Origin of the sequence: Streptomyces sp. WMMB303 (assembly GCF_029351045.1) — a bacterium.
GTDB lineage: Bacteria > Actinomycetota > Actinomycetes > Streptomycetales > Streptomycetaceae > Streptomyces.
Map to the genome: position 1 here is coordinate 2,993,474 of NZ_JARKIN010000001.1, position 25,333 is coordinate 3,018,806.

21 protein-coding genes are annotated in these 25,333 nt (G+C 73.4%); 13 read left to right on the top strand and 8 right to left on the bottom strand.

What is annotated here, in order from left to right; translation table 11 throughout:
* Positions 1-14: 14 nt before the first annotated feature.
* A complete protein-coding gene (locus P2424_RS13330) occupies positions 15-1,493 on the bottom strand; it encodes an NCS2 family permease (protein ID WP_276475969.1) in 1,479 nt (492 codons plus the stop codon).
* A gap of 224 nt (positions 1,494-1,717) precedes the next feature.
* On the opposite strand from P2424_RS13330, the gene P2424_RS13335 reads away from it, so the two are divergent.
* The gene (locus P2424_RS13335; protein ID WP_276478956.1) at positions 1,718-1,993 is read left to right on the top strand and encodes a DUF2530 domain-containing protein; all 276 of its coding nucleotides are present in this window, start codon (positions 1,718-1,720) and stop codon (positions 1,991-1,993) included.
* A 155-nt stretch (positions 1,994-2,148) separates the two neighbouring features.
* Here the strand turns inward: P2424_RS13335 and P2424_RS13340 are convergent, their stop codons facing one another.
* From P2424_RS13340 to P2424_RS13350, 3 genes are all read right to left on the bottom strand, one after another.
* A complete protein-coding gene (locus tag P2424_RS13340) occupies positions 2,149-2,385 on the bottom strand; it encodes a hypothetical protein (protein ID WP_209265439.1) in 237 nt (78 codons plus the stop codon).
* A 148-nt stretch (positions 2,386-2,533) separates the two neighbouring features.
* The gene (locus tag P2424_RS13345) at positions 2,534-5,728 is read right to left on the bottom strand and encodes a molecular chaperone Hsp90 (RefSeq protein ID WP_276475970.1); all 3,195 of its coding nucleotides are present in this window, start codon (positions 5,726-5,728) and stop codon (positions 2,534-2,536) included.
* Between the two features lie 174 nt (positions 5,729-5,902).
* Positions 5,903-6,790 carry a DUF3027 domain-containing protein gene (locus tag P2424_RS13350; protein ID WP_276475971.1) on the bottom strand — a complete coding sequence of 296 codons (888 nt, stop codon included), beginning with the start codon at positions 6,788-6,790 and terminating at the stop codon, positions 5,903-5,905.
* Between the two features lie 402 nt (positions 6,791-7,192).
* On the opposite strand from P2424_RS13350, the gene P2424_RS13355 reads away from it, so the two are divergent.
* The 4 genes from P2424_RS13355 (at position 7,193) to P2424_RS13370 (ending at position 10,992) form a co-directional block, all read left to right on the top strand.
* Complete coding sequence (locus P2424_RS13355; protein ID WP_276478957.1) at positions 7,193-8,581, top strand: MFS transporter; 1,389 nt, start codon at positions 7,193-7,195, stop codon at positions 8,579-8,581.
* Between the two features lie 159 nt (positions 8,582-8,740).
* The gene (locus tag P2424_RS13360; protein WP_276475972.1) at positions 8,741-9,268 is read left to right on the top strand and encodes a DUF2771 domain-containing protein; all 528 of its coding nucleotides are present in this window, start codon (positions 8,741-8,743) and stop codon (positions 9,266-9,268) included.
* A 90-nt stretch (positions 9,269-9,358) separates the two neighbouring features.
* On the top strand, positions 9,359-10,036 hold the full coding sequence (locus P2424_RS13365) for a futalosine hydrolase (RefSeq protein ID WP_276475973.1): 678 nt from the start codon (positions 9,359-9,361) through the stop codon (positions 10,034-10,036).
* Positions 10,037-10,104: 68 nt separating this feature from the next.
* Entirely contained in the window at positions 10,105-10,992 is an 888-nt protein-coding gene (locus tag P2424_RS13370; protein WP_276475974.1) for a 1,4-dihydroxy-6-naphthoate synthase, read from the top strand.
* 142 nt (positions 10,993-11,134) lie between these two features.
* Here P2424_RS13370 and P2424_RS13375 read toward each other — a convergent pair whose 3' ends face one another.
* Entirely contained in the window at positions 11,135-11,518 is a 384-nt protein-coding gene (locus P2424_RS13375) for a cold-shock protein (RefSeq protein ID WP_276475975.1), read from the bottom strand.
* 301 nt (positions 11,519-11,819) lie between these two features.
* Here P2424_RS13375 and P2424_RS13380 point away from each other — a divergent pair, with 301 nt between their 5' ends.
* The gene (locus tag P2424_RS13380) at positions 11,820-12,056 is read left to right on the top strand and encodes a hypothetical protein (protein WP_276475976.1); all 237 of its coding nucleotides are present in this window, start codon (positions 11,820-11,822) and stop codon (positions 12,054-12,056) included.
* Positions 12,057-12,115: 59 nt separating this feature from the next.
* Here the strand turns inward: P2424_RS13380 and P2424_RS13385 are convergent, their stop codons facing one another.
* Positions 12,116-12,823 (bottom strand): HAD family hydrolase, encoded by a 708-nt coding sequence (locus tag P2424_RS13385; RefSeq protein ID WP_276475977.1) that lies wholly within the window; start codon positions 12,821-12,823, stop codon positions 12,116-12,118.
* A gap of 88 nt (positions 12,824-12,911) precedes the next feature.
* The gene (locus P2424_RS13390) at positions 12,912-13,508 is read right to left on the bottom strand and encodes a hypothetical protein (protein ID WP_276475978.1); all 597 of its coding nucleotides are present in this window, start codon (positions 13,506-13,508) and stop codon (positions 12,912-12,914) included.
* A gap of 262 nt (positions 13,509-13,770) precedes the next feature.
* On the opposite strand from P2424_RS13390, the gene P2424_RS13395 reads away from it, so the two are divergent.
* Both P2424_RS13395 and P2424_RS13400 read left to right on the top strand, forming a co-directional pair.
* On the top strand, positions 13,771-14,343 hold the full coding sequence (locus P2424_RS13395; protein ID WP_276475979.1) for a hypothetical protein: 573 nt from the start codon (positions 13,771-13,773) through the stop codon (positions 14,341-14,343).
* Between the two features lie 205 nt (positions 14,344-14,548).
* Entirely contained in the window at positions 14,549-15,781 is a 1,233-nt protein-coding gene (locus tag P2424_RS13400) for a serine hydrolase domain-containing protein (RefSeq protein ID WP_276475980.1), read from the top strand.
* A gap of 140 nt (positions 15,782-15,921) precedes the next feature.
* Here P2424_RS13400 and P2424_RS13405 read toward each other — a convergent pair whose 3' ends face one another.
* Complete coding sequence (locus P2424_RS13405) at positions 15,922-16,932, bottom strand: hypothetical protein (RefSeq protein ID WP_346660083.1); 1,011 nt, start codon at positions 16,930-16,932, stop codon at positions 15,922-15,924.
* Between the two features lie 332 nt (positions 16,933-17,264).
* Here P2424_RS13405 and P2424_RS13410 point away from each other — a divergent pair, with 332 nt between their 5' ends.
* From P2424_RS13410 to P2424_RS13430, 5 genes are all read left to right on the top strand, one after another.
* Positions 17,265-19,904 carry a helicase-associated domain-containing protein gene (locus P2424_RS13410; RefSeq protein WP_276475982.1) on the top strand — a complete coding sequence of 880 codons (2,640 nt, stop codon included), beginning with the start codon at positions 17,265-17,267 and terminating at the stop codon, positions 19,902-19,904.
* Between the two features lie 308 nt (positions 19,905-20,212).
* Entirely contained in the window at positions 20,213-21,370 is a 1,158-nt protein-coding gene (locus tag P2424_RS13415) for a DUF262 domain-containing protein (RefSeq protein ID WP_276475983.1), read from the top strand.
* Positions 21,367-22,473, top strand: coding sequence for a DUF3696 domain-containing protein (locus tag P2424_RS13420; protein ID WP_276475984.1), 1,107 nt, complete (start codon positions 21,367-21,369; stop codon positions 22,471-22,473). The genes P2424_RS13415 and P2424_RS13420 overlap by 4 nt, the downstream gene beginning before the upstream one ends.
* Positions 22,454-23,443: a hypothetical protein gene (locus P2424_RS13425; protein WP_139141058.1), complete on the top strand. Its 990-nt coding sequence runs from the start codon at positions 22,454-22,456 to the stop codon at positions 23,441-23,443. Before P2424_RS13420 ends, P2424_RS13425 begins: the two co-directional genes overlap by 20 nt.
* A gap of 146 nt (positions 23,444-23,589) precedes the next feature.
* Positions 23,590-25,281 carry a DNA repair helicase XPB gene (locus P2424_RS13430; RefSeq protein ID WP_276475985.1) on the top strand — a complete coding sequence of 564 codons (1,692 nt, stop codon included), beginning with the start codon at positions 23,590-23,592 and terminating at the stop codon, positions 25,279-25,281.
* Positions 25,282-25,333: the final 52 nt, after the last annotated feature.

Below are 25,333 nucleotides of genomic sequence, written 5' to 3' on the forward strand. Positions count from 1 at the left end.
GCCCCTGCCGGGGCCTACGAGACGCCGAGGAGCTGTTCGATCGGATTCAGCAGGAAGTAGACCAGGAAGCACAGCCCCACCACGTTCAGCAGCCACGGCGTCTCCCGCGCCCGCCCGGCGGCGGCCCGCAGCACGATGAAGGCGATGACTCCCATGCCGATGCCGTTGGTGATGCTGTAGGTGAACGGCATCGAGACGATGGTGAGGAAGGCCGGGATGGCGACGGTGGAGTCGCCCCAGTCGATCTCCCGCACGTTGGACGCCATGATCAGAAAGCCCACGACCAGCAGCGCGGGGGTCGCCGCCTGGGAGGGCACGACCTTCGCGAGCGGGGTGAAGATCAGGGCGAGCAGGAAGAGCCCGCCCGTGAGCACGTTGGCCAGGCCGGTGCGCGCGCCCTCGCCGACCCCGGCGGTGGACTCCACGAAGCAGGTGTTGGCCGAGCAGGAGCCGACCCCGCCGGCGGCCACCCCGACACCGTCCATGAACAGGATGCGCCCCATCCGCGGAAGCTGGCCGTGCGCCCGGTCGTCGGCCAGTCCGCTCTCCTCGCCGACGCCGATGATCGTGCCCATCGCGTCGAAGAAGCCCGACAGCAGCACCGTGAAGACGAAGAGGCAGCCGGTCAGCCACCCCACTTCCTGAAAGCCGCCGAACAGGCTGATCTCGCCGATCAGTCCGAAGTCGGGACTCCCCACCACCGAGTCCGGCAGCTTCGGCACCGCCAGGCCCCAGGCGGCGTCCGGGATGTCGGCCACGGCGTTGATCACGATGGCGACGACGGCCATCGTCACGATGCCGATGAGGATGGCGCCCCGCGTCTTGCGCACCAGCAGCACGTACATCAGCACCAGGCCCAGCACGAACACCAGCACGGGCCAGCCCTGGAGCTGGCCGCCGGTCCCGAGACCGAGCGGAACGGTGGTGTCCGCCTCGTCCGGGTTGCGGGAGACGAAGCCGGAGTCGACCAGGCCGATCAGCGAGATGAACAGGCCGATTCCGATGGCGATGGCGCGGCGCAGCCCGTTCGGGATGGCGTCCATCACCCGCTGCCGGAGACCGGAGGCCACCAGGATCATCAGCACGATCCCGGCGAGCACCACCATGCCCATGGCGTCGGGCCAGCTCATCTTGGGGGCGAGCTGGAGCGCCACGACGGCGTTGATGCCCAGGCCCGCGGCGAGCGCGATGGGCACATTGCCGATGACGCCCATCAGCAGGGTGGTGAGCCCGGCCATCAGCGCGGTGGCCGTCACGAGCTGGCCGTTGTCGAGGTGCTGGTGGAACTTGTCCTCACCGGCCCCGAGGATGATCGGGTTCAGCACGATGATGTAGGCCATCGCGAAGAAGGTGGCCAGTCCGCCCCGGAGCTCGCGGCTGACGGTCGAGCCGCGCTGCGAGATCTGGAAGAAGCGGTCCAGTGCGGACGGGGCGGCGGGCGGGGTTCCCTGCGGGGAGCCCCCGGAATCGACCGGGCTGGCCGAAGCGGACATGCGTGACCTCGGATACGTGCTGGTGCGTGCGGGCGGGCGGGCGGACTGCGACCTTGGGATCAGATTGGATAATCCGACGAAAAAATCCGGCCACAAGCAGCCCGGTTCAGTATGAACAACTGAACAGGATGATCGCCAACTCCGCCTGCGGCCTCCCCTCGCCCCCTCGCTAGGCTGGAGCCGGAGAACGGGCGAGAGACGAGGGAGCCAGGGCGATGAGCCTCATGGACAGGTGGACCAACGGCGAGCGCGAGGCGCCCGAGCCGCTGGAGGGCAATATCACCGCCACCGTCGTCACCGGCACGCTGCTGTGGCTCGCCCTGTTCCTGGCGCAGCTCCCCTTCTACGGCTGGTTCGCCGACCACGACCACACCTGGTGGCTGTGGACCTGCGCCGCGGGCGCCGCCCTGGGCTGCGTGGGGCTCTGGTACGTCCGTGCCCGCGAGAAGGCCATCCGCCAGGCGGCGTCCCAGGAGACCCAGGAGACCCGGGACAGCTGACCTGCTGGGTCCGTCCCCCACTCGACGGACCGAGTGCCCGGCCCCGGCCACCAGTCCTGTGATCGGACCGGTCACCGGTGGCGAACCGGTCCCCCCGCCCGGGTCCGCGCCGCGCCCGCCGGTTCAGGACGGGCGGGCGCGGCACGCCGCCGGGCTCACGGCGCGCTGTCGGCCAGCTGAGTGCGCCCCTGCGCACGGGCGCAGTGCGCACAGCAGTAGTAGTGCCCCTCCGACTCCATGCCGTGCCCCAGGATGCGGCAGCCGCAGTTCTCGCACACGGGCGCCATCTTGTGCGCCGCGCACTCCAGGCAGTCGAAGACGTGCACCTGCCCCGCCGCACGGACTTCGAACGTGTGCGGGTAGTCGTTGTCGCAGACCTCGCAGACGGGCATGGGCTCTCCTCGGATCGGGTGCGGAAGCGAGCACATCGTTACCCCGCGAACCGCGCCCCGGACCCCGTCTCAGTCGGCCGGGCGCACCCGTTGGAGGGGCACCGCGCCGGCTGCCGGAGGCCGTCGGCCCTCCGGCAGCCGGCCGTGCTCAGTCGAACCAGCGCGCCGCCGCGAGTTCCGCCGCCCGCTCCGGGTCCTCCAGCAGGGCGGTGACCTCGAAGCGGCGGGGCCAGGCCCCGGCCGCCCAGGCCAGCGCGGAGGCCAGCCCCTCCAGGGTGGCCGCGTGCAGGGTCCCGTCGGGGGTGCGGCGCCAGTCCAGTTCGACGCCGGCGATCCGCAGCTCCTCGTGCTCGCGGTAGTGCTCCGGGGCGCCGGGCAGCAGCTCGCGTACGGCGGCGGGCACCTCGCGCTCGGTCCCGGCCTCCTCGGGTACCAGTCCGGCGGCCGCCTCCCCCGCCGACCGCACCTCCAGCAGCGCGGCCAGCTCCGCCGCGTACTGCGGCGCCACCGGCAGCAGCGGCCGCTCCCCCACCAGGGGGAGGGCGTCGGGCGCGTCCGCGACCAGCGCCTCGGCGGCGTCCACGACGACGGTGCCGCCCGCGCGCACCGCGCGCAGCTCCTCGGGCAGCGTGACCTCGGCGGGGTCCAGGCCCGCGGCGGCCAGCAGGGTGTGCAGCCCGTGGAGTTGGGCCGGGTCGACGGGGCAGTCCGGGTCGGCCAGCCCGCGCAGCAGCTCCGCGGGGCCGCCCGGCTCCGCGAGCAGGGCGGCGGCCGTCGTGCGGACGCCGAGCGCGCGCAGCACCCGCTCGTCGGTGACCTCCCCGGGGTCCGCCTCCTCGTACAGGCCGCGCAGCAGCGGATCGCCCCCGGCGGCCCGCAGCCCGGCCGGGCGGCGGCCGTCCAGGACCGGGTGGCCGCGCAGCCACCAGGCGGTGTACGGGCGGACGTCGGTGACCGTGCCGTCGCCCAGCCGCACCCGCACCGGAGCCGTCAGCGCGTCCCGCAGCGGCGGCCGCGCCAGCATCGCCAGGGCCTCGGGCCAGTGCGCGTCGTCCACCAGGTCCAGGTCGCGCACCGCCAGGAACTCGACCGCGACCGGCGGCACCGCCAGTGCGGCTTCGCCGCCGCCGTCCGCCGCGACCTGGTCCAGCACGTCCTCGCACCACACGTCCACGGCGTCCAGCAGCCCGGGGTCGTCCGGCTCCGGGTAGTCGCCCTCACGGGGTTCGAAGCCGTCCGGGTCGAGCACCACGTCCTCGGCCCGCACCAGCGCGAAGTCGGCCTGGACCCCGACCGCCGTCAGCGGCTGCTCGCCCCAGCGCTCGGCCAGCTGCGCGTCGCACGCGGCCAGTTCGCCCTCGCGCAGCACCCGTGCGAACGCGGACCCGGGGTAGACCAGTTCGGCGGCGGGCGCGGGCTCGCCGTCCTCGTCGGGCAGCGCGAGCGCACCCAGCCACGGTTCGTCGCCGGGCGCGAGATGCGCGTCGCGGACCAGGCCCAGGACGGTCTCGGCGAGTTCCTCGGGGTCCGGACCGGCGGCTTCCGCTCCGTCCTCCCACGCCTCCTCCGCCTCCAGCGAGCCGGCGACGGCGGCCCGTACCTGCGGGGTCGTCAGCACGGCACGCGGAGTGGCGGGCGTGGCGCCCAGCTTCTCCAGCAGCGGGTGCACGGCGTCCGGGTGGGCGGCCTTCAGCCCGAGCCGGGCCAGCCTCCCGGGCGGCACGGCGCCGTCCGACTGCGGCAGCAGCACATGCCGCGGCCCGACCGCCGTGCGGCCGTCGGCCAGCGGCACCGGCAGCCCGGTCAGCCGCTCGGGGTCCACGCCCGCGAGTGAGCTGTAGAGCCGGAACCACCAGCCCGGCTCCCGCTCGACGCCGGTGAGCCGGTCCACGGCCTCGCCCAGCGGGACGCGCGGGACCTCCAGCACCCGCAGCTCGGTGCGGCGTTCGAGCCCGGCGGGCAGCAGGCCGGGGAACAGCTCGGCCAGCACCTCGACCGTCGCCGCACCCGTCCCCTCGACGATCTCGGCGTCGCGGGGACGCAGCGCGTACGGCTCGTCGGCGCCGGGCTCTTCCCCGAGCCCTTCCCCGGGTTCCTCCCCGGCGCCGCCGCGCGAGACGGCGCTCGCCAGGAACGGAACCTCCGGCAGCCGCTCCAGCACCAGGGCACGCAGCTCACCGTCCAACTCACCCGCGCCCAGCGGGCCGGGCACCAGGTCCACGGTGCTGGTGGCCACCGGCCGCCAGTCGCGCAGCAGTGCGGCGTAGGCGTCGGCGGCGCGGGCCAGCAGGAAGCGGGTCAGCGGGCCGGGCGCCACATGGCGCCGGGTGGGCTCCAGCGGGAAGGAGGCCAGCAGCAGCGCCGGGAAGCCCAGCGGCTCGTCGGTGGGGGTCGGCGCGTGCAGGCAGGCGGCGGTACGCGGCTTGCCGGGCGCGCCCTCGGCGTCCACCGGCACCGCCCAGGTCACCGTCCAGCCGGGCCGGGCCCGCTCCTCGACCGGCCGGTCGGCCAGCAGTTCGGGTTCTGCCAGGCCGCTGTCGCCCGCCAGCCGCCACCGGGTGGCGCCCGCGGCGGAGTCCTCGATCCGGACGTAGGGACCCTCCTGATGCCGGGTCAGGGTACGGACCGGTCCCTCACCGGTCTCGATGACGACCTCGGCGAGCCCGGGCAGTGCCAGCAGCAGCGCGTCGTCCACGGCGGCCAGCAGCCGCCGGGTCAGCGACTCGGCCGCCTCGTCCCGCAGCGGCAGCAGAACGGCGGTGTCGTAGCCCGCGGGGACGACGGAGGCGTCGTACGGGGCGGGAAGCGGCAGCCGCAGCAGCGGTACATGCCCCTCGCGCCGGTCGAGTTCGGCCGCGAGTGAGGGTTCGGCGGCGGCCGCCTGCCGGGTCAGCTCGCGGGCCTCGGCCAGCGACCAGCGCACGCCCTCGGCGGCGTCCGGTGCGGATGGGGCGCGGGTGACCACGGCGGGCTCGTCGCTGACCGCGAGGACGGCGGAGAAGCCGACGCCGAAGCGGCCCACCGCGCCCTCGTCGGCGGCGTCCCGCTTGGCGGAGGCGCGCAGCGTCGAGAGCGACTCGACGCCCGCGGCGTCCAGCGGCTGCCCGGTGTTGGCGGCGGTCAGCGTGCCGTCCGCCAGGACCAGCCGGAGCCGGCCGTCCGCACCGGCGCGGGCGGCGGCGTCCGCGGCGTTCTGCGCCAGTTCCACGACCAGCCGGTCCCGGTAGCCGCCCAGCGCCAGGTCCTGCTCGGCGTTGGCGTCCTCCCGGAAGCGGGCCGCGGACGCCGTCCACGCGTCCAGCACGCTCCGGCGCAACCCCTCGGTTCCGAACGTGTCCCTCACGCCACCGGCCTCCTCGGCACTCGCATCCCGTCCCCTCGTCCCGCTTGTCGCGCTCCCCCGCTCGCGGAGGGGCGGGCGGACCCGCCACCCCCAGCGGCGAGAGGGAAGGTTACGGCACGCGGGCGCGGGCCCGGCTCCGCGTCAGCGCTCCGGCCGCAGCCCCGGGGCTGCGCCTCAGCCCTGCTCCGCCCGGGCGGGCGCGGACTCCTCCGAAGACAGGTCCGACTCGCGTCCCAGGCCGAAGGGGTCGGTCACCGTCTCGTCGACGACGGGGGGCGGCGGCTGGGGGGTGCGGGGCATGACGGCCGCTTCCGAATGGCCGCCGCAGCCGAAGGCGAGGGAGACGACGTGGCCGTCGCGGCTGTACTCGTTGGCGCAGACCCCGAACGCCTGCCGCAGCGAACCCGCCAACGGCACCAGGAAACCGCAGCTCACGCAGTTGGCCGGGGCCGCCTGCGCCATCGGCGTCTTGGGACCGTAGGACTCCTCCCAACGGTCGGCAGCCGCATGCAGCCCGTACCGGGAGAGCACCCGCGGGCGCTCCATGCCGATCTCCTCGGCGACCCCGCCGATGGTGGCGCGGAAGGGGCCCCGGGCTTCGGGCTGCTCGTCGGCGACGGGCGAGTCGGGCGGCGGCTCGTCCGCACCCGAGTAGCCGGGCTCCAGCCGCAGGTCCTCGGCGTCGGTCGGCAGCAGATCGCCGGGGCCCAGGTCGCCGGGGCGCAGCCGCTCGCTCCAGGGCACCCACTCGGGGGCCAGCAGCGCGTCCGGGCCCGGCATCAGGACGGACTCGTCGACGGTGACGTTCTTGGCGCGGGAGGCCCGCGCCACGGTCACCGCCCAGCGCCAGCCCCGGTAGCCGGGTTCCTGCGCCTCGAAGAGGTGGGTGACCACCCGGTCCGCGCCGGGATCGGCGACGGCCTCCAGCCACGGGCCGACGGAACCGGGCGCCGCCGCCTCCTCGGCCGCGGCCCTGGCCTGCTCCACCGCCTCGGCACACAGTCTGTCGGGGGCGCGCCGGCTCCGCGCGCCACGGCTCGTACTCCGCGTCGCGGCACTCATGCAGCACTCACAAGAATCGTCTCTCCTACGCCGTCGCGCCGTTGTCGGCGTGCGCTGCCCGTACGGCCACGAGTGGAGGGGCGGGATCGGGGACGGAGCGGCACCGGATGGCCGCTGCGACGTCCGCGCCCGCGCTCAAAGGCCCTACGGTGCGCACCGTTCACCCACGCTACCCCACGGGGTCACCCGAGGAATCCGCAGCCAGCCTTCCCGGCACGCGCAGGGGACGGCCACCGGAGCCGGGGGCGGCCCGGAAGCGGACCACGGGCGGGCCGGGAAGCGGCCGGAAAGAGAGAGCGAAGCGGTGTGAGGGGAGGAACTGAACGGCGTGTTTCGGGGCACACTGACGGCGTGCCTGTCGACAAGCCCGGCAAACCCCGCACACGCGGCGAACCCAGCGCCATGGGACGGGTGGGGCGCGCGCTGCGCCGCCCCCCGGCCGCGCTGGCCCGCCGCGTCCGGCGCGCCACGCACGCGGAGGGCGCGGGCGAGTCCGGGCTCGGCAAACTGATCGAACTGCACGCGGTCAACTCCGCGGGCGACATGCTCATCACCGTGGCGCTCGCCTCCACCGTCTTCTTCTCGGTCCCCACCGGCGAGGCACGCGGGCGGGTAGCGCTGTACCTGGCGGTGACGATGGCGCCGTTCGCCCTCCTCGCGCCGGTGATCGGCCCGCTGCTGGACCGCGTCCCGCACGGGCGGCGCGCCGCGATGGCCGCGGCGATGCTGGCCAGGGCGCTGCTGGCGCTGACCATGGCGGGCGCCGTGGCGACCGGCGGGCTGGAGCTCTACCCGGCGGCGCTGGGTGTGCTGGTCTCCTCCAAGGCGTACGGCGTCATCCGCTCCGCCGTGGTGCCGCGGCTGCTCCCCCCGCGGATCTCCCTGGTCAAGGCCAACTCCCGGGTGACGCTGGCCGGGTTGCTCGCCACCGGCCTGGCGGCACCGGCCGGCGCGGGACTGCACCTGCTGGGCGAGCGGTGGCCGCTGTACGCCGCCTGCGCGGTCTTCCTCGTCGGGACCTTCCTGTCCTTCTCGCTCGCCCCCAAGGTCGACTCCGCCAAGGGCGAACGTCCGGCGCGGCTGGCCCCCGCGGCCGCGGTACTGCCCGTGCCCGGCGGCGCGCCGGGGGGAGACGGGTCCACGGCACAGCGGCAGCCAGGGCCGGAGCCGTCCGCCGCGGAGCGGCAGGCGCGTCCCGGGCTGCGCACCGTCGGCGCCTCGGTGCTCAGCGCGCTGTTCGCGAACTCCGCGCTGCGCGCCCTCTCGGGATTCCTCACCTTCTTCCTCGCCTTCCTGTTGCGCGAGCACCCGTTCGACGGACTCGGGGCCGCCGTCTCGCTCGGGCTGGCCGGTGTCGCGGCGGGCGGCGGCAACGCGCTGGGGACCGCCATCGGCGCCTGGCTGCGGGCCCGCGGCCCCGAGGTGATCATCACCTGCGTACTGTTCTGCGCCCTCACGGCGGCGGCCGTCGCCGCCGTGCTGTACGGCAGCGTCACGGTGACGGTCCTCGCCGCGACCGCCGGGATCGTGCAGGCCCTCGGCAAGTTGTCGCTGGACGCGCTCATCCAGCGCGACGTCCCCGAGGAGGTCCGCACCTCGGCCTTCGCCCGCTCCGAGACGCTGATGCAGATGTCCTGGGTCGCCGGCGGCGCCCTGGCCATGGCGCTGCCGCTGGTCGGATGGCTGGGGATGACGGTCGCGGCCGCCGTGGTCGCCACCGGGGTGCTCACCGCCGTCCGCGGTCTGCTGGGCGCGGCCCGGCGCGGAGCGGCCCGCCCCCGGGTCGCCTGACACCCGGCTCGCCGTTCCGGGGCCGCCGGCCCGCTGCCGGAACCCGCCTCGCACCGGACCGGAAACCGCCCGGCACACGGACAGGCACGCCGGCCGCGAGACGCGCGGCACGCCGTACCCCCACGTCGCACAGCGGTGCGGGCCCGATAGCCTGCCCGCATGAGCAAGCTCGCGCGGCAGGGCCGCATGTCGTCACAGTCGCCGCGGGGTGTGCGCACCGCCGCCGCCCTCGGTGCCGCCTCGCTCGGCCTCGTCGCCCTCAGCGGGTGCGAGCAGCCGCGCCCGATGGCCACCGCGACGGTCGGCGGCGACTCGGTCTCCGCCGAGGCCTCCTGCTACAACGACGGGAAGACCATCCCGAAGGACGAGCTGCGCAAGTGCCTGAGCAAGGCACCCAGCGAGACGATCTCCGTCGACGCGGCCGAGAAGGTCCGCATCGGCGTCCCCCCGGAGACGGCCGACGCGGGCTGGCAGATCTTCGCCGACGGCGAGCCGATGCTCTCCGAGACGCTGAAGAAGACCTACTACTCCTTCGTGGGCGAGGTGTTCTTCCAGCCCCGCTCCCAGCAGCCGGGTGAGAAGCCCTCGGGCCCGAAGAAGAGCATCAACCTGACCCTGGTGCAGACCTCCGGCGGCGACTTCAAGGGCGTCTGGCACTTCACCCTGAAGAACACGGCGGGCGAGTAGGCAGCCGTCCCCGCCCGACCGCCCCGGAAGCCCACCGGCGCCGCTCCGGGGCGCGGTTCACGGCGATCCATCCACCCAGGAGGCACTCCAGTGCTGTCCCCGCTGTCGGCGTACCGGCGTGTGCTGGTGGTCGCGGCGGTCCCCGCGGAACGCGAGGCCGTGCTCGCCGCCACCGGCGGCGCCCCGCAGCTCGATGTGCTGGCCGGCGGGGTGGGCCCGGCCGCGGCCGCGGCGGCGACCGCGACCGCGCTGGTGACCGCCGCCGAACGGGCGCACCCCTACGACTTGGTGGTGTCCACCGGCATCGGCGGCGGCTTCGCCGCGAACGGCGTGCGGGTCGGTGACACCGTGCTCGCCGACCGCATCGTCGCCGCCGACCTGGGCGCCCGGACCCCGGACGGCTTCACCTCGGTGGCGGAGCTGGGGTTCGGCACCGCCGAGCACACCCCGCCCCCGCATCCGGTGCGGGCAGTGGCCGAGGCGACCGGCGCCCGCACCGGTGCGGTGCTCAGCGTCTCCACGGTCACCGGCACCCGGGAGGGCGCCGCGGAGCTGCTGGCCCGGCATCCGGACGCGGCCGCGGAGGCGATGGAGGGCTTCGGCGTCGCGCAGGCCGCTGCCGCGCACGCGGCGGCCCGCGGCGTCGTGCTGCCGGTACTCGAACTCCGTACCGTCTCCAACGCCGTCGGCCCCCGGGACCGGGCGGCCTGGCGTATCCCGGACGCGCTGGCGGCGCTCACCGCCGCCTTCGGCAAGCTGGTCACCTAGTACCGCGCCGCAGGACCTTCCGGCACCGCCCAGGCCGGCTCCCGGCATCGCACAGAAGGGCTTCCCCCATGGACACGAACGCCATAGCAGCGCCGCTCTCCCTCGCTTTCTCGCCCTGCCCCAACGACACGTTCGTCTTCGACGCCTGGGTGCACGGGCGGCTGCCGGGCGCGGTGCCGCCCGAGGTGACGTTCGCGGACATCGACGTCACCAACGGCATGGCCGAGCGGGGCGAACTGGACGCGCTGAAGGTCTCCTACGCGGTCCTGCCCTGGGTGCTGGAGGAGTACGCGCTGCTGCCCTGCGGCGGGGCGCTGGGCCGGGGCTGCGGACCGCTCGTGCTCACCCGGCCCGGAGCCGCGGACAGCCCCGGCACGACGGACGCCGCGGCGCTGAGCGGCAGGCGGGTGGCGGTGCCGAGCGAGCGGTCGACGGCGTATCTGCTCTTCCGGCTGTGGGCCGCGGCCGAGGTGCCCGGCGGCGTGAGCGAGATCGTGGTGCTGCCGTTCCACGAGATCATGCCCGCGGTGCGGGACGGCACGGTGGACGCGGGCCTGGTCATCCACGAGGCCCGGTTCACCTACCAGGACTACGGGCTGCACAGCCTCGCCGACCTGGGCGAGCACTGGGAGGCCACGACGGGGCTGCCGATCCCGCTGGGCGCGATCATCGCGAAGCGGTCGCTGGGCGCGCCGACGCTGCGCGCGCTGGCCGCGACGATCAGCGCCTCGGTGCGGGCGGCCTGGCAGGATCCGGCCGCCTCCCGGCCCTATGTGCTGGAGCACGCGCAGGAGATGGATCCGGCGGTGGCCGAGCAGCACATCGGCCTGTACGTCAACGAGTTCACCGCGGAACTGGGTTCGGACGGCTACGCCGCCGTGCGCGGGCTGCTCGAGCGGGCAGCGGCCGAAGGGCTCGTACCGCCCGTGGCGCCGGAGGCGCTGGCCTCCCCGTGAGGCGGTGCGGCGCGCGGGTTCCGCGGAGCGGCTCCGCCGGGCCGTTCCGCTGAGCCGTTCCGCCACGCCGCCGCGGGCCGGGCGGCCGGGCGCGGGGTTCGCGCCCGGCGGGCCGGCGCCCGGGACCGTCCGGGCGCCGGGGTCAGACGTCGAGCTGGTCGGCGACCGCGCGCAGCATGCCCGCGATCTTCCGGCCGTGCTGCTTGTCGGGGTAGCGCCCGCGCTCCAGCGAGTGCGAGACGCCGTCCAGCAGCGTCGTCAGGTCCTGCACGATGGAGGCCAGCTCGTCGGGCTTGCGACGCTGCGCCGCCGCCACGGAGGGTGCCGGGTCCAGCAGGGTGACGGAGAGCGCCTGGTCGCCGCGCTGCCCGGCGACGACGCCGAACTCCACCCGCTGACCCGGTTTGAGCGCCTCGACGCCGTCCGGCAGCACCGACGAGTGCACGAAGACGTCGCCGCCGTCGTCGCGGGAGAGAAAGCCGAAGCCCTTCTCGCTGTTGAACCACTTGACCTTGCCGGTAGGCACGTCTGTCCTCGTCCTCGTACTCGTCCGGATGCACCGGGCTGCGGCTGCTGGAAACTGGCTGGTCCTGCTGCGTCGGGACGGTGTCCGCGCCCCGAGATCTTCCCCGTACCCGACCCCCGATCCCCCGGAACAGCAGTCGGGCGGGCCGTAGGACCCGCCGCCACCAAGGTTAATGGCCCGGGGCGCCGTGGCAAGGTGCCACCGGAGGCGGGGTGCCGCCGGGTGGCTCCCGGCCGGGAAGGCTCCGGGCGGCCCGAGTGCCCGCTGGGAGAGCACTCGCTTCCGGACCTACCCTGTGTGGGTGAACACTGAAACTCCGACCGCCGGTGATCTTCTCGTCCGTATCGGCGGGATCGTCTTTCTGATCGGCGCGGTGGCCACCCTGGTCACGGTCGCCCCGCTGTTCCTGGGCACCGACCCGTTCCCGGCGCCCGCGTACTTCGTCTGCATGCTGATGGGCCTCGGGTTCCTGCTGGCGGCCGTCGGGGTGGTGCGCACCGCGGTCGCGCAGCGACGCCGGGCCGCACAGCACGTCTGACACCGCCCCCCGCGGGCGCCCGGCAGGACTCCGGGCGACGGCACCCCGGCCGGGCGGGGTCAGCTCAGGTGCCCGGCGCACGAGGGGTGCGGCGGGCGACCGCCGGGCGCTTCTCCGCGGGTGAACGCGGCGAGCCAGGACGGGAAGGCCGTCAGATCGGGCAGCACCACGTCGGCGCCGGCCGCGGCCAGCTCGGCCTCGGGGCAGGGCCCGGTGGCGACCGCCACGGACCGCGCGCCCGCCGTCCGCGCGCCCCGCACGTCGCCCACGTGGTCGCCCACGTAGGCGGCGGCCCCGTGCGCGGTCAGCGCCTCCGCCTTGCCCTCCGCCCACAGCTCGCCGACCAGCACGTCGGGGGCGAGGCCGAGGTGGTCCAGATGCAGCGCGGCGCTGGGCCGGTGCTTGGCGGTGACGACCAGCGTGCGCCCGCCCGCGGCCCGTACGGCGTCGAGCGCCTCGCGGGCGCCCGGTAGCGCGGTGGTCGGTGCGATGGCGTGGTCCGGATAGAGGGCGCGGTAGCGCGCCGCCATCGCCGGGATCTCCTCCTCGGGGAACCAGTACGCCAGTTCCTGGACCAGCGGCGGGCCGAGCCGGGTGACGACCAGGTCCGCGTCGATGCGTACGCCCGTCTCGGCCGCCAGCCGCCGCCAGGTGGCGTGGATACCGGGGCGGGAGTCGATCAGCGTCATGTCGAGATCGAAGCCCACGGTGGGGCCGGGCCCGGTGCGCGGCGGCGCCGGGGCGGGTGGCGGGACGGGCGTAGTCATACCGGTCATTGTGCCCGGCCCCTGGTCCCCCGCTCCGGCCCGCCCCTCGTCCACGGCTGCCCGGCCCTCACGGCCCACGGCCCACGGCTCAGGACGAGGTCGGGGACTTGCTGGCGGTGGTGACCTGGCAGGAGTAGACGAACCGCTGGTTGTTGGAGTAAGAGGCGTGCACCGAGACCGAGCGGTCGGCGCCGCCGCGCACCGTCACGGTCTTGAACTGGGTGCCGACGGTGCGGGTCGCGATCGTGGAGCTCGGCGAGGAGCCCACCTTGAAGCGGACGGTGAAGCTGTAGCGGAACGCCTGGTCGGCGGAGGCGTTCTGGATCTTCACCTGATAGGTGATCCGGCCGCTCGACCGGGAGTAGTCGCAGCTCTCGCCGTCGACCTCGCCGATCGCGCTCGGGTTGTAGGTCGGCGGCGCGGACACGGTGGGCGTGGGGCTGCTGCCGCCGGTCAGACCACCGGAGTCGGACCCGCTGCCGGAGCCTCCGCTGTAGCCGCCCGAGCTGAGTCCGGGGCTGCCGGAGGGCGAGGGGAACGAGGGCGCGGACGGCGCCGACGGCATGTCGTCCAGATCGCCCAGGCCGCCGAACGCCTTGTCCTTGGGATCGTCGGCGCAGCCCGCGAGGACGGCCGTACTGGCGAGGACGAGACTGGCGGCGCCGATGGCGCGGCGTGTACGCATGTGATCCCCCGGTGTGCGTGAGCGCGTGGACTGGACAGCCCTGTCCAAGCTTGTACTGGAACACCGAGCCGACGTCATGGCCGTTGCGAGTTCATGACAGTCTCGGTGCACTGGAGCGGAAGAGTAACCGACGGGGAACGCCCCGGACTCTCCTGCCACCGAGGGCTTCCGCACCCGGGTGCCTTGGGTATTTTGGGTGTTCAGAGCTCAGCTCGGCCAACGCGTCGCACACGGGGGCCGACGCTTCACACACGGGGGAACGATGAGTCAGCCCTGGCCGCCGCAGCAGCCCATGCAGCCGATGCCGCCCGCGCCGCCGTCCATGCAGCCGATGCAACCCATGCAGCCCGGCTATCCGTACCACCCCGGCGGGCCCGGATTCCCGCCGCAGCGCCGCGGCAGCGGGGTCAAGGCGTTCCTGTTCGGCTGGCTCATCTCCGGCGCCGGGGCGACAGCGTTCGCCGTGCTGCTCCTCGCCAGCTACGAGGACCTCTCCAAGGTCGGCCTGCGGATCATGTACGTGGTCTTCGCACTGGCGCTCGCCCTGCTCGTGGGCGGCGTGGCGGGCAAGGTGGGCGGGCCCAACCCCGCCGCGTACGTCGTCCCGTCGCTGTTCGCCATGCTCGCGGTCTTCCTGGGCACCACCAACGGCTTCGTGTTCGTGCTCCTCAACGCGGGCGGCAGCGAGGTGTTCGAGTCGATGATGGAGAACGACCCCGGCGCCCCGGCCGAGTTCTGGTGGAAGGGACTCAAGGGCGGCATCGCGCTGCTCGGGCTCGCCGCCGCCGGAGGCGGCACCTTCGGGATGGCGTCCCTCGTCGGCCGGCGCCGCTGAGCGGCCCGCCGCGCACACGTCCCCGCACCCGGGCCACCCCGCGCCTCGCCCCCCCCCGGGCGGCGGGGGTGGTGCTGAGAACACCCCGCGACCGGGCCCCAGCGCCCTCGTCCGGTTCGTCCGCCGCTGGTTGCCTGTTCTCCGGGCGGGCGAAGGTTCCGCCCGGCGGCCGACTCGGGCGGCCGCGGGACGAGGGGGACGGACGATGCGCATCCGTACACGTACGACTCGCAGGGGAACCGCAGCGCTGACGGCGGCGGTACTCGTGGGACTCGCCGGGGCCCAGTACGCGGGCGCCGCCGGCACCGGGGACGGTCCGGACGGGCGGCACGGCGGCGACCGGCCGGGCGTCGGCCGCACAGTGCTGCGGCACGACGTGGCGGCCGTCCGCACGGCGGGCGGCGGCAAGGTCAAGGTGCTGGCCGAGGTGCGGGACGGCCGCACCACGGTGCGGGCCCGCGCGGGTTCCGGCAGGCCCGTACCCTGGAACGCCCGGTTCCGCGCGGCCAGCACCACCAAGACCTTCACCTCCGTGGTCCTGCTCCAACTCGCCGACGAGGGGAAGCTGTCGCTGGACGACACGGTGGAGAAGTGGCTGCCCGGCCTGGTCGCGGGGAACGGCAACGACGGCTCCCGGATCACGGTCCGCGACCTGCTGCGGCAGACGAGCGGACTGTACGACTACGTCGACGACCCGGAACTGGCCGGGGTGCTGCGGGACTTCGACACCCACCGCCACGACGCGACCCCGGTGGCCTCGTACGTGGCCGTCGCCATGCGCCACCGGCCGCTGTTCATCCCGCGTCCCGGCGGCACCCCGCGCTGGTCGTACTCGAACACCAACTACCTGCTGGCCGGGCTGATCGCCGAGAAGGCCGGCGGACTCCCCTGGCGGGAACAGGTCGAGCACCGCGTGATCGCCCCGCTGGGCCTCCGCGGCACCCGGGTCTCCGGCGCGAACCCGTTCATGCCCGGCCCGCACGCCCGGGTCACCCTGCCGATACCGGGCAAGGACGGCAAGCCGCTCGACGTGACCGAGCACAGCCTCCAGAACGGCGCCGACTCCGCCGTCATCAGCACCACCCGGGACCTCGACACCTTCTTCCGCGCCCTGATGACCGGCAAGCTGCTGCCCCGGGACCGGCTCGCCCAGATGAAGGAGACCGTCGAGCGGACCGACGACCCCGAGGACCGCGCCGCCTGGCCCGAGGGCGGTTACGGCCTGGGTCTGCGCGACAATCCGCTCTCCTGCGGGGGACACTACCGGCACCACGAGGGCGACGGCTTCGGCTCCTACACCCGCACCGGGGTCACCGAGGACGGCCGCCGCGCGGTCACCGTCTCGATCACCAGCGACGGCGGCCTGCCCGACCAGGAACGGCTCAACACCGCCACCCGGAAGCTGGTCGACCACGCCCTGTGCGGTACGGACGGCTGACCGGCGCAGCGGTCACCCCGCGGGGCGGCTGACCCGACCCGCGCAGCAGCCGCCCCGCGCGGTCGCCGACAGCCACCGGACCACTGTCATACGGGGACGACCGTGCGCAGACTCGGCCGTCCCCGCCCGCGCGCGAGCTCTCACTCCGGCGCGGACCGCCGGGCGCGCCACACCAGATAGAGGGCGCTGGCCACCGCCGCCAGACGCAGCAGCACCGGAAAGGCGTCACTGATCGCTCCGCTCAGGGCCTCGCTGCCCTCGGCGAGCGGTTCGCCCCACCGGCCGTCCGCCCGGCCCCACAGCCACACCCCCGTACCGGCCACCACCAGGCCGGGCATGCCCACAGCCGCCCACTTGCCCTCGTTACCGCTCAGCTTGGGCGACCACCAGGCCGCCAGCCATCCCAGGGCCAGCGGGATCAGTGAACCGAGCACGGCGCCCGCCACCAGCAGCACCACGGCGGCCCACTCGACCACTCCGCCCCGCCCGGCGCCGCCGCCCTTGCCGCGCAGCCGCCGCCCCAGCAGCACGGCCACGCCCAGCCCGGGTGCGGTCGCCGGAGCCGGCTCGGTGGGCGCAGCCCCCTGCGGGGCCACCGGGGCCCGCCCGGAAGGCGCGGGCGCGCCCGGCGCCTCCGGGGCGTCTCCCGGCGGGGGTTTGAGGACCTCCGGCAGTTCGATCCCGCCGACGAAGCCGGGTACCGGCTCTCCGGCCGCCACGGCGTTGGTGCCGCCGGGGCCGGTGCCGAACGGGCTGGGGTCGACCCGCCACCAGTCGGGGTCGGAGTCCTCGGGCCCCAGTTCGTCGAGGCTCGCGAGGTGCGGCGAGGAGGCGCCGAACGCGGCGGTCGGGGTTCCGCCGCCGGTGCGCTGGGCGGGCAGCGAGGGCGTCGGCGGCTCGGCCCCGGTGGTTCGCGCCCTCCGCGGGCCCGCACCGCTCCCGCCGTCCGCCGACGCCTCGGACGGCGTCGGCGCCGCGGGCCGGGGGGCCTCACCGCCGTTCGCCGAGGCCACCACATCCTCGGGGCGGCCGAACCGGTCCAGGATCTTCCGCACGGCGGCCTTCGTCACCGCGCCGCCCTCCGCGGCCCGCGCCCGGTCGATCTCGCCGCGCAACCCGCCGACGAGCTTGGCCCGTTCGGCAGCAGTCATCCGCGTACTGTGCGCCAGGTCCCCGACCCGGCTCAGATAGTCGAAGACAAGCTGATCGCTCTCGATCCCCACCAAGTCCCCGCAGCCCACTAGCCCTTCAAGCCCCTTCAAGCCCTCCGCACCGACGGTACCGCGCGAACCCGCCCGGAAGGGAGTACCGGCCGGTGCGGTGCCCGCCGTTCGGCGGAACGCCCGCTCCGGCCCGCGGACCCTGATTCCGGCCACGCCCGCAGCCCGCACCCCCGCCCCGCAGCGGTGCCCACCCGGCGGGGGCGGGATGCCACCGGGCGCTCGGGGCCGGGGTGCCGCCGCGTGCCGCTACCGTGGGGAGGATGAGCAGTGAGCACAACGGGGGCTCTTCCGCACAGCCGGACGCGCCGCCGGGGGCGTCGGCGTCCGGGCCCCGCACCCTCGCGGAGGATCTCCGCGCCCGGGACGACAGCGCGCTCGCCGCGCTGCTGCGTGCCCGCCCCGACCTCCTCTCCCCCGTTCCGGGCGACCTCACCCAGCTCGCCACCCGGGCGGGCACCCGCGCCTCCGTCGTCCGGGCGCTGGAGCACCTCGACCGGTTCACGCTGCAGACGGCCGAAGCGCTCGCGATCGCCCCCGGCGCTCCCCCACCGCCCGGGACACCACCCCAGGAGGGGGCGGCCACCGCCGAAGCGGCCCTGGCCCGGCTGCTCCCCGGCACGGAGGCCGCCGCACGACTGCGCCCGGCGCTCGCCGAGCTACGGGCCCGCGCCCTGGTGTGGGGCCCGCAGGAGCGGCCGCGACTCGTCCGCACCGCGCGCGAACTGCTCACCTCGCCCTCCCCCACCGGCCTGGGACCCACCCTCGCGGAGGCGGTGGCAGCGGCCGGACCGGCCAAGCCCTCGCCCTCCCGGCTGCAGGACATGCTGGCCGCGGCGGGACTGGCGGGCACACACGACCCGGTCAGCGCGCTGGCCGCGCTGGCGGCGCTGTTCGACGACCCCGACCGGATGGCTGAGCTGCTCGCCGGGGCCCCCGAGGGCGCCGAGGCGGTGCTGCGGAAGCTGGAGTGGGGGCCGCCCTACGGCACGGTCGACCTGGAGGCGCCGCCCTCGGCGGTCCGCTGGCTGCTGGACCGCGCCCTGCTGGTACCGACCGGCGCCGAGCCGGGCGGCGGCCCCGGCGCGCCCGGCAGTGTCGTCCTGCCCCGGGAGGCCGCCCTTCAGCTGCGCGGCGGCCGGGCGCACCGGGTGCTGGAGCCGACCGCGCCGCAGGTCGAGGTGGCGCGCGCCTACGAGCCGGGGACCGTGGACGCCACGGCGGCCGGGCAGGCGATGGCCGCGGTGGCCACCGTCGAGGAACTGCTGGGGCTCTGGGAGGCGGAGCCGCCGCCGGTGCTGCGCGCGGGCGGACTGGGCGTCCGCGACCTGAAGCGGACCGCCGCCGCGCTGGACGTGTCCGAACCGGCCGCCGCGGGCTGGATCGAGCTGGCGTACGTGGCCGGGCTGGTGGCCTCGGACGGCGAGGCCGACGAGGCGTACGCACCGACCCCCGCCTACGACGACTGGCTCCGCGCCGCGCCCGCCGAGCGGTGGGCGGCGCTCGCCGCGGCCTGGTACGCGGCGACCCGCACGGCCGGACTGGTGGGCGAGCGGGACCCGCGAGGCCGGAACCTGGCGCCGCTGGGCCCCGGACTGGACCGCGGCCCGGCCCCCGAGGTGCGGCAGCGGGCCCTCGCCCGGCTCGCCGAGCTGGCGCCCGGGTCGGCCCCGGACCGGGACACGCTGCGCGACCGGCTGCGCTGGGAGCGCCCCCTGCTCGGCAACCGGGCGGCGGCCCGCGCGGAACAGCCCGCCGGACAGGCTTCGGGTGCGGCGGCCGGAGCGGGCGAGGGCGACGGCGGACGCCGGTTGCGGTCCCGGCTGCTGGACTGGACCTTGGACGAGGCGGAGACCCTGGGGGTGACCGGCCGGGGCGCCCTCGCCTCCTACGTACGTCCCCTGCTGGTCGCGGAGCAGGACGGCGGGGCGACGCACCGGGCGCCCGGAGCCACCGGCGAGGCCGCACGGGCCGTCGCCGCGAAGCTCGCCCCGCACCTCCCCGAACCCCTGACCGAGGTCCTGCTGCAGGCGGACCTGACCGCCGTGGCGCCCGGGCCGCTGGAGCGCGAGCTGGCGGCGTTCCTGGCCGTGCTGGCGGACGTGGAGTCCAAGGGCGGCGCCACGGTCTACCGCTTCACGCCCGGTTCGGTGCGCCGCGCCCTGGACACCGGACGCACCGCCGCCGACCTGCACGCCTTCCTCGCCGAGCACTCCAGTACGCCGGTGCCGCAGCCGCTGACCTACCTGGTCGACGACGTGGCCCGGCGCCACGGACAGGTCCGGGTGGGAGCCGCCTCCTCGTACGTGCGCTGCGACGACGACGCCCTGCTCACCGAGCTGCTCGCCGACCGCCGCTCGGCGCCGCTGCGGCTGCGCAGGCTCGCCCCCACGGTGCTGGCCTCGCCCGCGCCGCCGGACCAGCTCCTGGCGAAGCTGCGGGAGGCGGGGTACGCGCCCGCGGCCGAGTCCGCCGAGGGCGATGTGCTGCTGGCGCGCCCGGACGCGCACCGCGCACCACCCCGCACCCCGCCCGAACCGGTACCGGAGGGCCCGCCCCCGCCCGACGGGTCCCTGCTGGCGGCCGCCGTCCGCGCCATCCGGGCCGGCGACCACGCCGCCACCCTGGCCCACAAGCCCAAGGCGCCCACCGCCGCACCGCCCGAGAGCGGTCCGCCGCGCACCGTCATGGCCGAGACCCTCGCCACGATGCAGTCCGCCACCCTCTCCGGCACCCCGGTGTGGATCGGCTACGTCAACGCCGACGGCGCCGCCTCGCAACGCGTCATCGCCCCGGTGAAGGTCGAGGGCGGCTTCGTCACCGGCTACGACCACACCGCGGAGGAGGTCCGCACCTACCCCCTGCACCGCATCACCGGCGTCGCGGAGGTCGCGGAGGGCTGACCGCCACTCGGCGGCGGGGCAGGGGGCGGCACGGGCTTCCCGCGTCCGGCGGGTGAGGTGTGCAGCACAGGCGGGTGAGGTGCGCCGCACAGTGGGACCGGGCCGTGGCCGGGCTGAGGCACACTGGACGTTCGGCCCGCAGAGCCGGAACGTCGAAAGGGTGACGCGTGAACGGTGGCCCCTGATCATGCAGGCGATCAAGTGCGGCGCCCACGCTGAACGGCGCTGATGGACGTACTCCGTCGGGCTGTCCGACGTCTCTCCAGAGTAGGGAACCGCCACGGCGCCTCGCCGATAGGATCGCCCGTATGACGACGGCTCACGCGCAGGAAGAACCTGAGGTGGTGGAAGACGTCTTCGACGGCCTGGCGACAGGAGTCGAGGTCGAGGGAGACGGCGGTGCTGACGGGTCGATCGTCAGGCCATGGGATCCCGCGTTGATTCGTGTGTCCACCAACCAGTTTTCGCTTCGCAACATCCTGGACATGATCGACGAGGGCTCACTGGAACTGGCCCCCGACTTCCAGCGCGGCCAGGTGTGGAAAACAGAGCAGAAGTCGCGGCTAGTCGAATCTGTGCTGCTGCAGATCCCGCTGCCCGCGTTCTATTTCGCCGAGGACAGCCAAGGTAAGTTCCGCGTCGTCGACGGCCTGCAACGACTGTCAACACTGCACGCCTTCGCGCGGAAAAGGGGGGAGGGGTTCAGACTCAAGGGACTGGAGTATCTCGACGAGAACGAAAAAACCTTCACAGACCTCCCCCTGCAGTGGCAGCGCCGAATCTACAATACCCAGCTTGTGGTGAACGTCATCGACCCGACGACACCGTCAGATGTCATGTACGACATCTTCAAGCGCATCAATACCGGCGGCACCCCGCTCAATGCGCAAGAGATCCGTCACTGCATGAGCCGGGCACGGAGCCGCGACACCCTCAAAACCATGACGTCCATGAGTGAGTTCAACACGGCGACGAACGGCATCGGCGGTCATATCCGCATGAACGACCGTGAGATGGCGCTTCGCTTCGCGGCCTTTTGGCTGCTAGGTATGGATGCATACATGGAACGGCCAGCGATGGACCTTTTTCTGGAGCGGGCCACGGAGTTGCTGGACAACACAAAGGAGCTGCCCAATTCCCGGATCAACGACCTGTATGAGGCGTTCCGTTCAGCCATGTCCAACGCTCATCTGGTATTCGGAGAGCACACATTTCGCAAATGGCCGGAAGGTGTGACGGGTCGCAATCCGATCAACAGGGCACTCTTCGAGATCTGGTCGATCGCACTCGCCCCATACACCCCGGAGGATCTGGAACGCCGCCGGACAGCCATCGTGGCGGCTGCCCGGGACAGAATGACCCACGATATCGAATATCTCGATGCCATCACCGCTTCCACCAGCGACCGACGCCGTGTCGAGTACCGTTTCCAGGCAGCGGCTGAGGACGCGAAGGCCGGCGCGTGATCACATCACTGAGGATCCGCAATTTCAAGTGCTTTTCGGACGCTGAATTCGACCTGCGTCCGCTAACGGTACTGACCGGTCTCAACGGTTCAGGGAAAAGCACCGTCGTTCAAGCTCTGCTACTGGCTCGTCAGGCGGCCCAGGCAACCAGCAGCACGATTCAGCTCAACGGGCCATATGAGCTGGCCCTCGGCGAGGCGCAGGAACTGTTGCACCCGGCAGCAGGGCAGCCCGAATTCGGTGTGCGCATCCGAATTGCCGGAACGGAAACCGACTGGGATTACCGATTCGGTATCCCCAGTGAGCGCGCCTTGCACCTCACGGTGGAGAGGTCGCCCAAGCAACCTCCCCTCGTCCTCGGACAGCCAGGAAGCGGCTTCACCTACCTCTGCGCAGAACGTCTCGGCCCCCGCGACCTGCTGTCCGTGTCGGCCGAGCCGCCCGACGAACTCGGAGTCGGCGTACGCGGGGAACACACTGCACAGGTACTGGCACTCCATCAGGAAAGGCTGACCACACGACGGCTGACCGTTCGCGAACCGTTGCGGCACCAAGACTGGGAAGTGCCACTCCTGCGCACCCAGGCGGAGGCATGGGCCTCGCACGTCATCCGCCCCCTTCAGATCACAGCACAGTGGGCACCAGGAATCGCCGCAAGCACCATCCGCTTCAGGGAGGCCGGGCCATACGGCGAGGTAATCCGCCCGGCCAATACCGGCTTCGGCGTTTCCTACGCCCTGCCCATCATCGTCGCAGGGCTTATGACAGAGCCCGGCGATGTCCTGATCGTAGAGAACCCTGAGGCACACCTGCATCCCACCGGGCAGTCCCGCATGGGCCGCTTTCTGGCGCAGGTCGCCGGCAGCGGGGTCCAGGTAGTCATAGAGACCCACAGCGACCACGTTCTCAACGGCGCCAGACTCAGTGTCGCCGAAGGAGGGCCGTTGTCGTCACAAGAGGCGATCGTGCATTTCTTCGGCCGACAGGAGACCGTTCCCATCGAACTGACCTCGCGGGGCGAACTGGCCACTTGGCCAAACGGCTTCTTCGACCAGATCGAGGACGACCTGGGGAGGCTGGCACGTGCCCGTCGCCGAAGGTGAACCACACCGGACCAGTTCGTACCGGGTGGTCGTCGACGAGACCAGCTTCGACTTCCGAGAGCTGGGGCCCAACCGGCTTACCGAGTTACTGGATGAGTTCAATGAGGCACTCGCGGACATCCTCCGCGAACGGCCAGTAGCCGTGGCGGAGTGGTGGCACGAGCACACATGCCTGGACGGCTGCGATCTGTCCGAGTTCCTCTACGTACGGGGAGGCCCGGGTGACACGGTGTCGCCCGACGTCCGGCGCCGAACCGCCCTGCTCATGGACCGCTGTCACACATGGGACACAGACGAGATCACGGACGTCCCGGATACGGTGCACCTTGCCGGACAGGTCCGAGAACTCGCCTGGACTCTGGGCCATGCGCTGCGTCGCACGCTGGACGGCCGCACCACGGCCTGCCTCCTGTTTCGGGGAAATTCCGTCATGAGTGGGTGGCAACGGGTCAGCCTTCCGACAATTGACACCGAGACAGAGCTGTACTTCCTGCACGCAGCCCGTGAGCTCACCGCCTTTTGGCGCAGCCTGTATGAACGCGAAGATGTGCCAGAGCACCTCTTCCTCGCCCTGGCGGCGGATGCCTTCCCGGGTCTTGTCCTCGCGGACACCCTGTCGTTCCGGAAGTTCGACGGAACTTACCGGGAGTTGCGTGGCTGGGTGGCGAAGGTCCTCGCGGTGCTGGACGACCACTTCTCGGACGCGTTGGAGCGGCACTCCGGGCTGCCCAGTCACGTCCAGGCCGAACTGGGCCGCTTCGGGATCGACCTGTCGCCGGAGAGCCCGAACACCCGGGCCAAAGAAAAGGTGATGCGGCAACGGGACGTGGAGCACGGTGGAGAGACTTATCGCTGCGAGTGGCACGCAAAGCAGCACCCTGCGCGGAACCGCGTGCACTTCACACTACCTGAGCAGCAGCTGGACGGGCGCATTCTCATCGGAATCTTCGTCGACCACTTAGACACATGAACTGAACGAAAGTGCCCAGTTGCGGAGAGTGCCAGAACTCTGAATGCGAGACGGCCGGTGCTCCGGGTGTGTGGCGTACCTCCCGCCCGTACTGCGGCTCATAAGGCAGACTGGAGGATTGGCGCGCGCGGAAGGGAAGTAGGTACGTGAACGGTCCACTCATCGTGCAGAGCGACAAGACGCTGCTGCTCGAAGTCGATCACGAGCTGGCCGAGGCGTGCCGGAGGGCCATCGCGCCGTTCGCGGAGCTGGAGCGGGCTCCGGAGCACATGCACACCTACCGGGTGACGCCGCTGGGGCTGTGGAACGCGCGGGCCGCCGGGCACGACGCCGAGCAGGTGGTGGACGCGCTGGTGGAGTACGCGCGGTACCCGGTGCCGCACGCGCTGCTGGTGGACATCGCCGAGACGATGGCCCGGTACGGCAGGCTCTCGCTCAGCAAGCACCCCACGCACGGCCTGGTGCTGACGAGCACCGACCGGCCGGTGCTGGAGGAGGTGCTGCGCTCGAAGAAGATCCAGCCGCTGGTGGGCGAGCGGATCGACCCGGACTCGGTGGCCGTGCACCCGTCCGAGCGCGGGCAGATCAAGCAGGTGCTGCTGAAGCTGGGCTGGCCCGCCGAGGACCTGGCCGGGTACGTGGACGGCGAGGCGCACCGTATCGCGCTGGAGGAGGACGGCTGGTCGCTGCGCCCCTACCAGCAGCAGGCCGTCGAGGGCTTCTGGCACGGCGGGTCCGGCGTCGTCGTCCTGCCGTGCGGCGCCGGGAAGACGCTGGTGGGCGCCGGGGCGATGGCCAAGGCGCAGGCGACGACGCTGATCCTGGTCACCAACACGGTCTCGGCCCGCCAGTGGAAGCACGAACTGGTGCGGCGCACCTCGCTGACCGAGGACGAGATCGGCGAGTACAGCGGGACGCGGAAGGAGATCCGCCCCGTCACCATCGCCACCTACCAGGTGATCACCACGAAGCGGAAGGGCGTCTACCCGCATCTGGAGCTGTTCGACTCCCGCGACTGGGGCCTGATCGTCTACGACGAGGTGCATCTGCTGCCGGCACCGGTCTTCAAGTTCACCGCCGACCTCCAGGCCCGCCGTCGGCTCGGGCTGACGGCGACGCTGGTACGGGAGGACGGGCGCGAGTCCGATGTGTTCTCGCTCATCGGCCCCAAGCGGTTCGACGCGCCCTGGAAGGAGATCGAGAACCAGGGCTACATCGCCCCCGCCGACTGCGTCGAGGTCCGTGTCACCCTCACCGACTCCGAACGGCTGGCCTACGCGACGGCCGAGCCGGAGGAGAAGTACCGCTTCTGCGCGACCACCGACAGCAAGCGGCGGGTGACCGAGGCGCTGGTGCGCCGGCACGCGGGCCAGCAGACGCTGGTCATCGGCCAGTACATCGACCAGCTCGACGAGTTGGGCGAGCACATCGGGGCACCGGTCATCAAGGGCGACACCACCAACGCACAGCGCGAGAAGCTCTTCGACGCGTTCCGCGCGGGCGAGCTGAACTGCCTGGTCGTCTCGAAGGTCGCCAACTTCTCCATCGATCTGCCCGAGGCCACCGTGGCCATACAGGTCTCCGGGACCTTCGGCTCCCGGCAGGAGGAGGCCCAGCGGCTGGGCCGGGTGCTGCGGCCGAAGGCGGACGGGCACGAGGCCCGCTTCTACTCGGTGGTCGCCCGCGACACCATCGACCAGGACTTCGCCGCCCACCGCCAGCGCTTCCTCGCCGAGCAGGGGTACGCCTACCGGATCGTGGACTCGGTGGACCTGCCGGCCCCGGACCCGGAGGGCACCGGGAGCGCGGGGAGCGCCGAGGAGCCGGACGAGGTGTAGGGCCCGACGGCGGCCGGGCGGAGACCTTCTACGGCCCCTCCCGGCACCGGCC

Bases quoted from the DNA above. Each gene is read 5' to 3' on its own strand.
- P2424_RS13340 (WP_209265439.1), bottom strand. From the start codon at position 2,385: ATGCCCGTCTGCGAGGTCTGCGACAACGACTACCCGCACACGTTCGAA.
- P2424_RS13400 (WP_276475980.1), top strand. From the start codon at position 14,549: ATGCGCATCCGTACACGTACGACTCGCAGGGGAACCGCAGCGCTGACG.
- P2424_RS13370 (WP_276475974.1), top strand. From the start codon at position 10,105: ATGGACACGAACGCCATAGCAGCGCCGCTCTCCCTCGCTTTCTCGCCC.
- P2424_RS13335 (WP_276478956.1), top strand. From the start codon at position 1,718: ATGGACAGGTGGACCAACGGCGAGCGCGAGGCGCCCGAGCCGCTGGAG.
- P2424_RS13410 (WP_276475982.1), top strand. From the start codon at position 17,265: ATGAGCAGTGAGCACAACGGGGGCTCTTCCGCACAGCCGGACGCGCCG.
- P2424_RS13330 (WP_276475969.1), bottom strand. From the start codon at position 1,493: ATGTCCGCTTCGGCCAGCCCGGTCGATTCCGGGGGCTCCCCGCAGGGA.
- P2424_RS13415 (WP_276475983.1), top strand. From the start codon at position 20,213: ATGACGACGGCTCACGCGCAGGAAGAACCTGAGGTGGTGGAAGACGTC.
- P2424_RS13360 (WP_276475972.1), top strand. From the start codon at position 8,741: ATGAGCAAGCTCGCGCGGCAGGGCCGCATGTCGTCACAGTCGCCGCGG.
- P2424_RS13350 (WP_276475971.1), bottom strand. From the start codon at position 6,790: ATGAGTGCCGCGACGCGGAGTACGAGCCGTGGCGCGCGGAGCCGGCGC.
- P2424_RS13385 (WP_276475977.1), bottom strand. From the start codon at position 12,823: ATGACTACGCCCGTCCCGCCACCCGCCCCGGCGCCGCCGCGCACCGGG.
- P2424_RS13395 (WP_276475979.1), top strand. From the start codon at position 13,771: ATGAGTCAGCCCTGGCCGCCGCAGCAGCCCATGCAGCCGATGCCGCCC.
- P2424_RS13390 (WP_276475978.1), bottom strand. From the start codon at position 13,508: ATGCGTACACGCCGCGCCATCGGCGCCGCCAGTCTCGTCCTCGCCAGT.
- P2424_RS13355 (WP_276478957.1), top strand. From the start codon at position 7,193: ATGGGACGGGTGGGGCGCGCGCTGCGCCGCCCCCCGGCCGCGCTGGCC.
- P2424_RS13405 (WP_346660083.1), bottom strand. From the start codon at position 16,932: ATGACTGCTGCCGAACGGGCCAAGCTCGTCGGCGGGTTGCGCGGCGAG.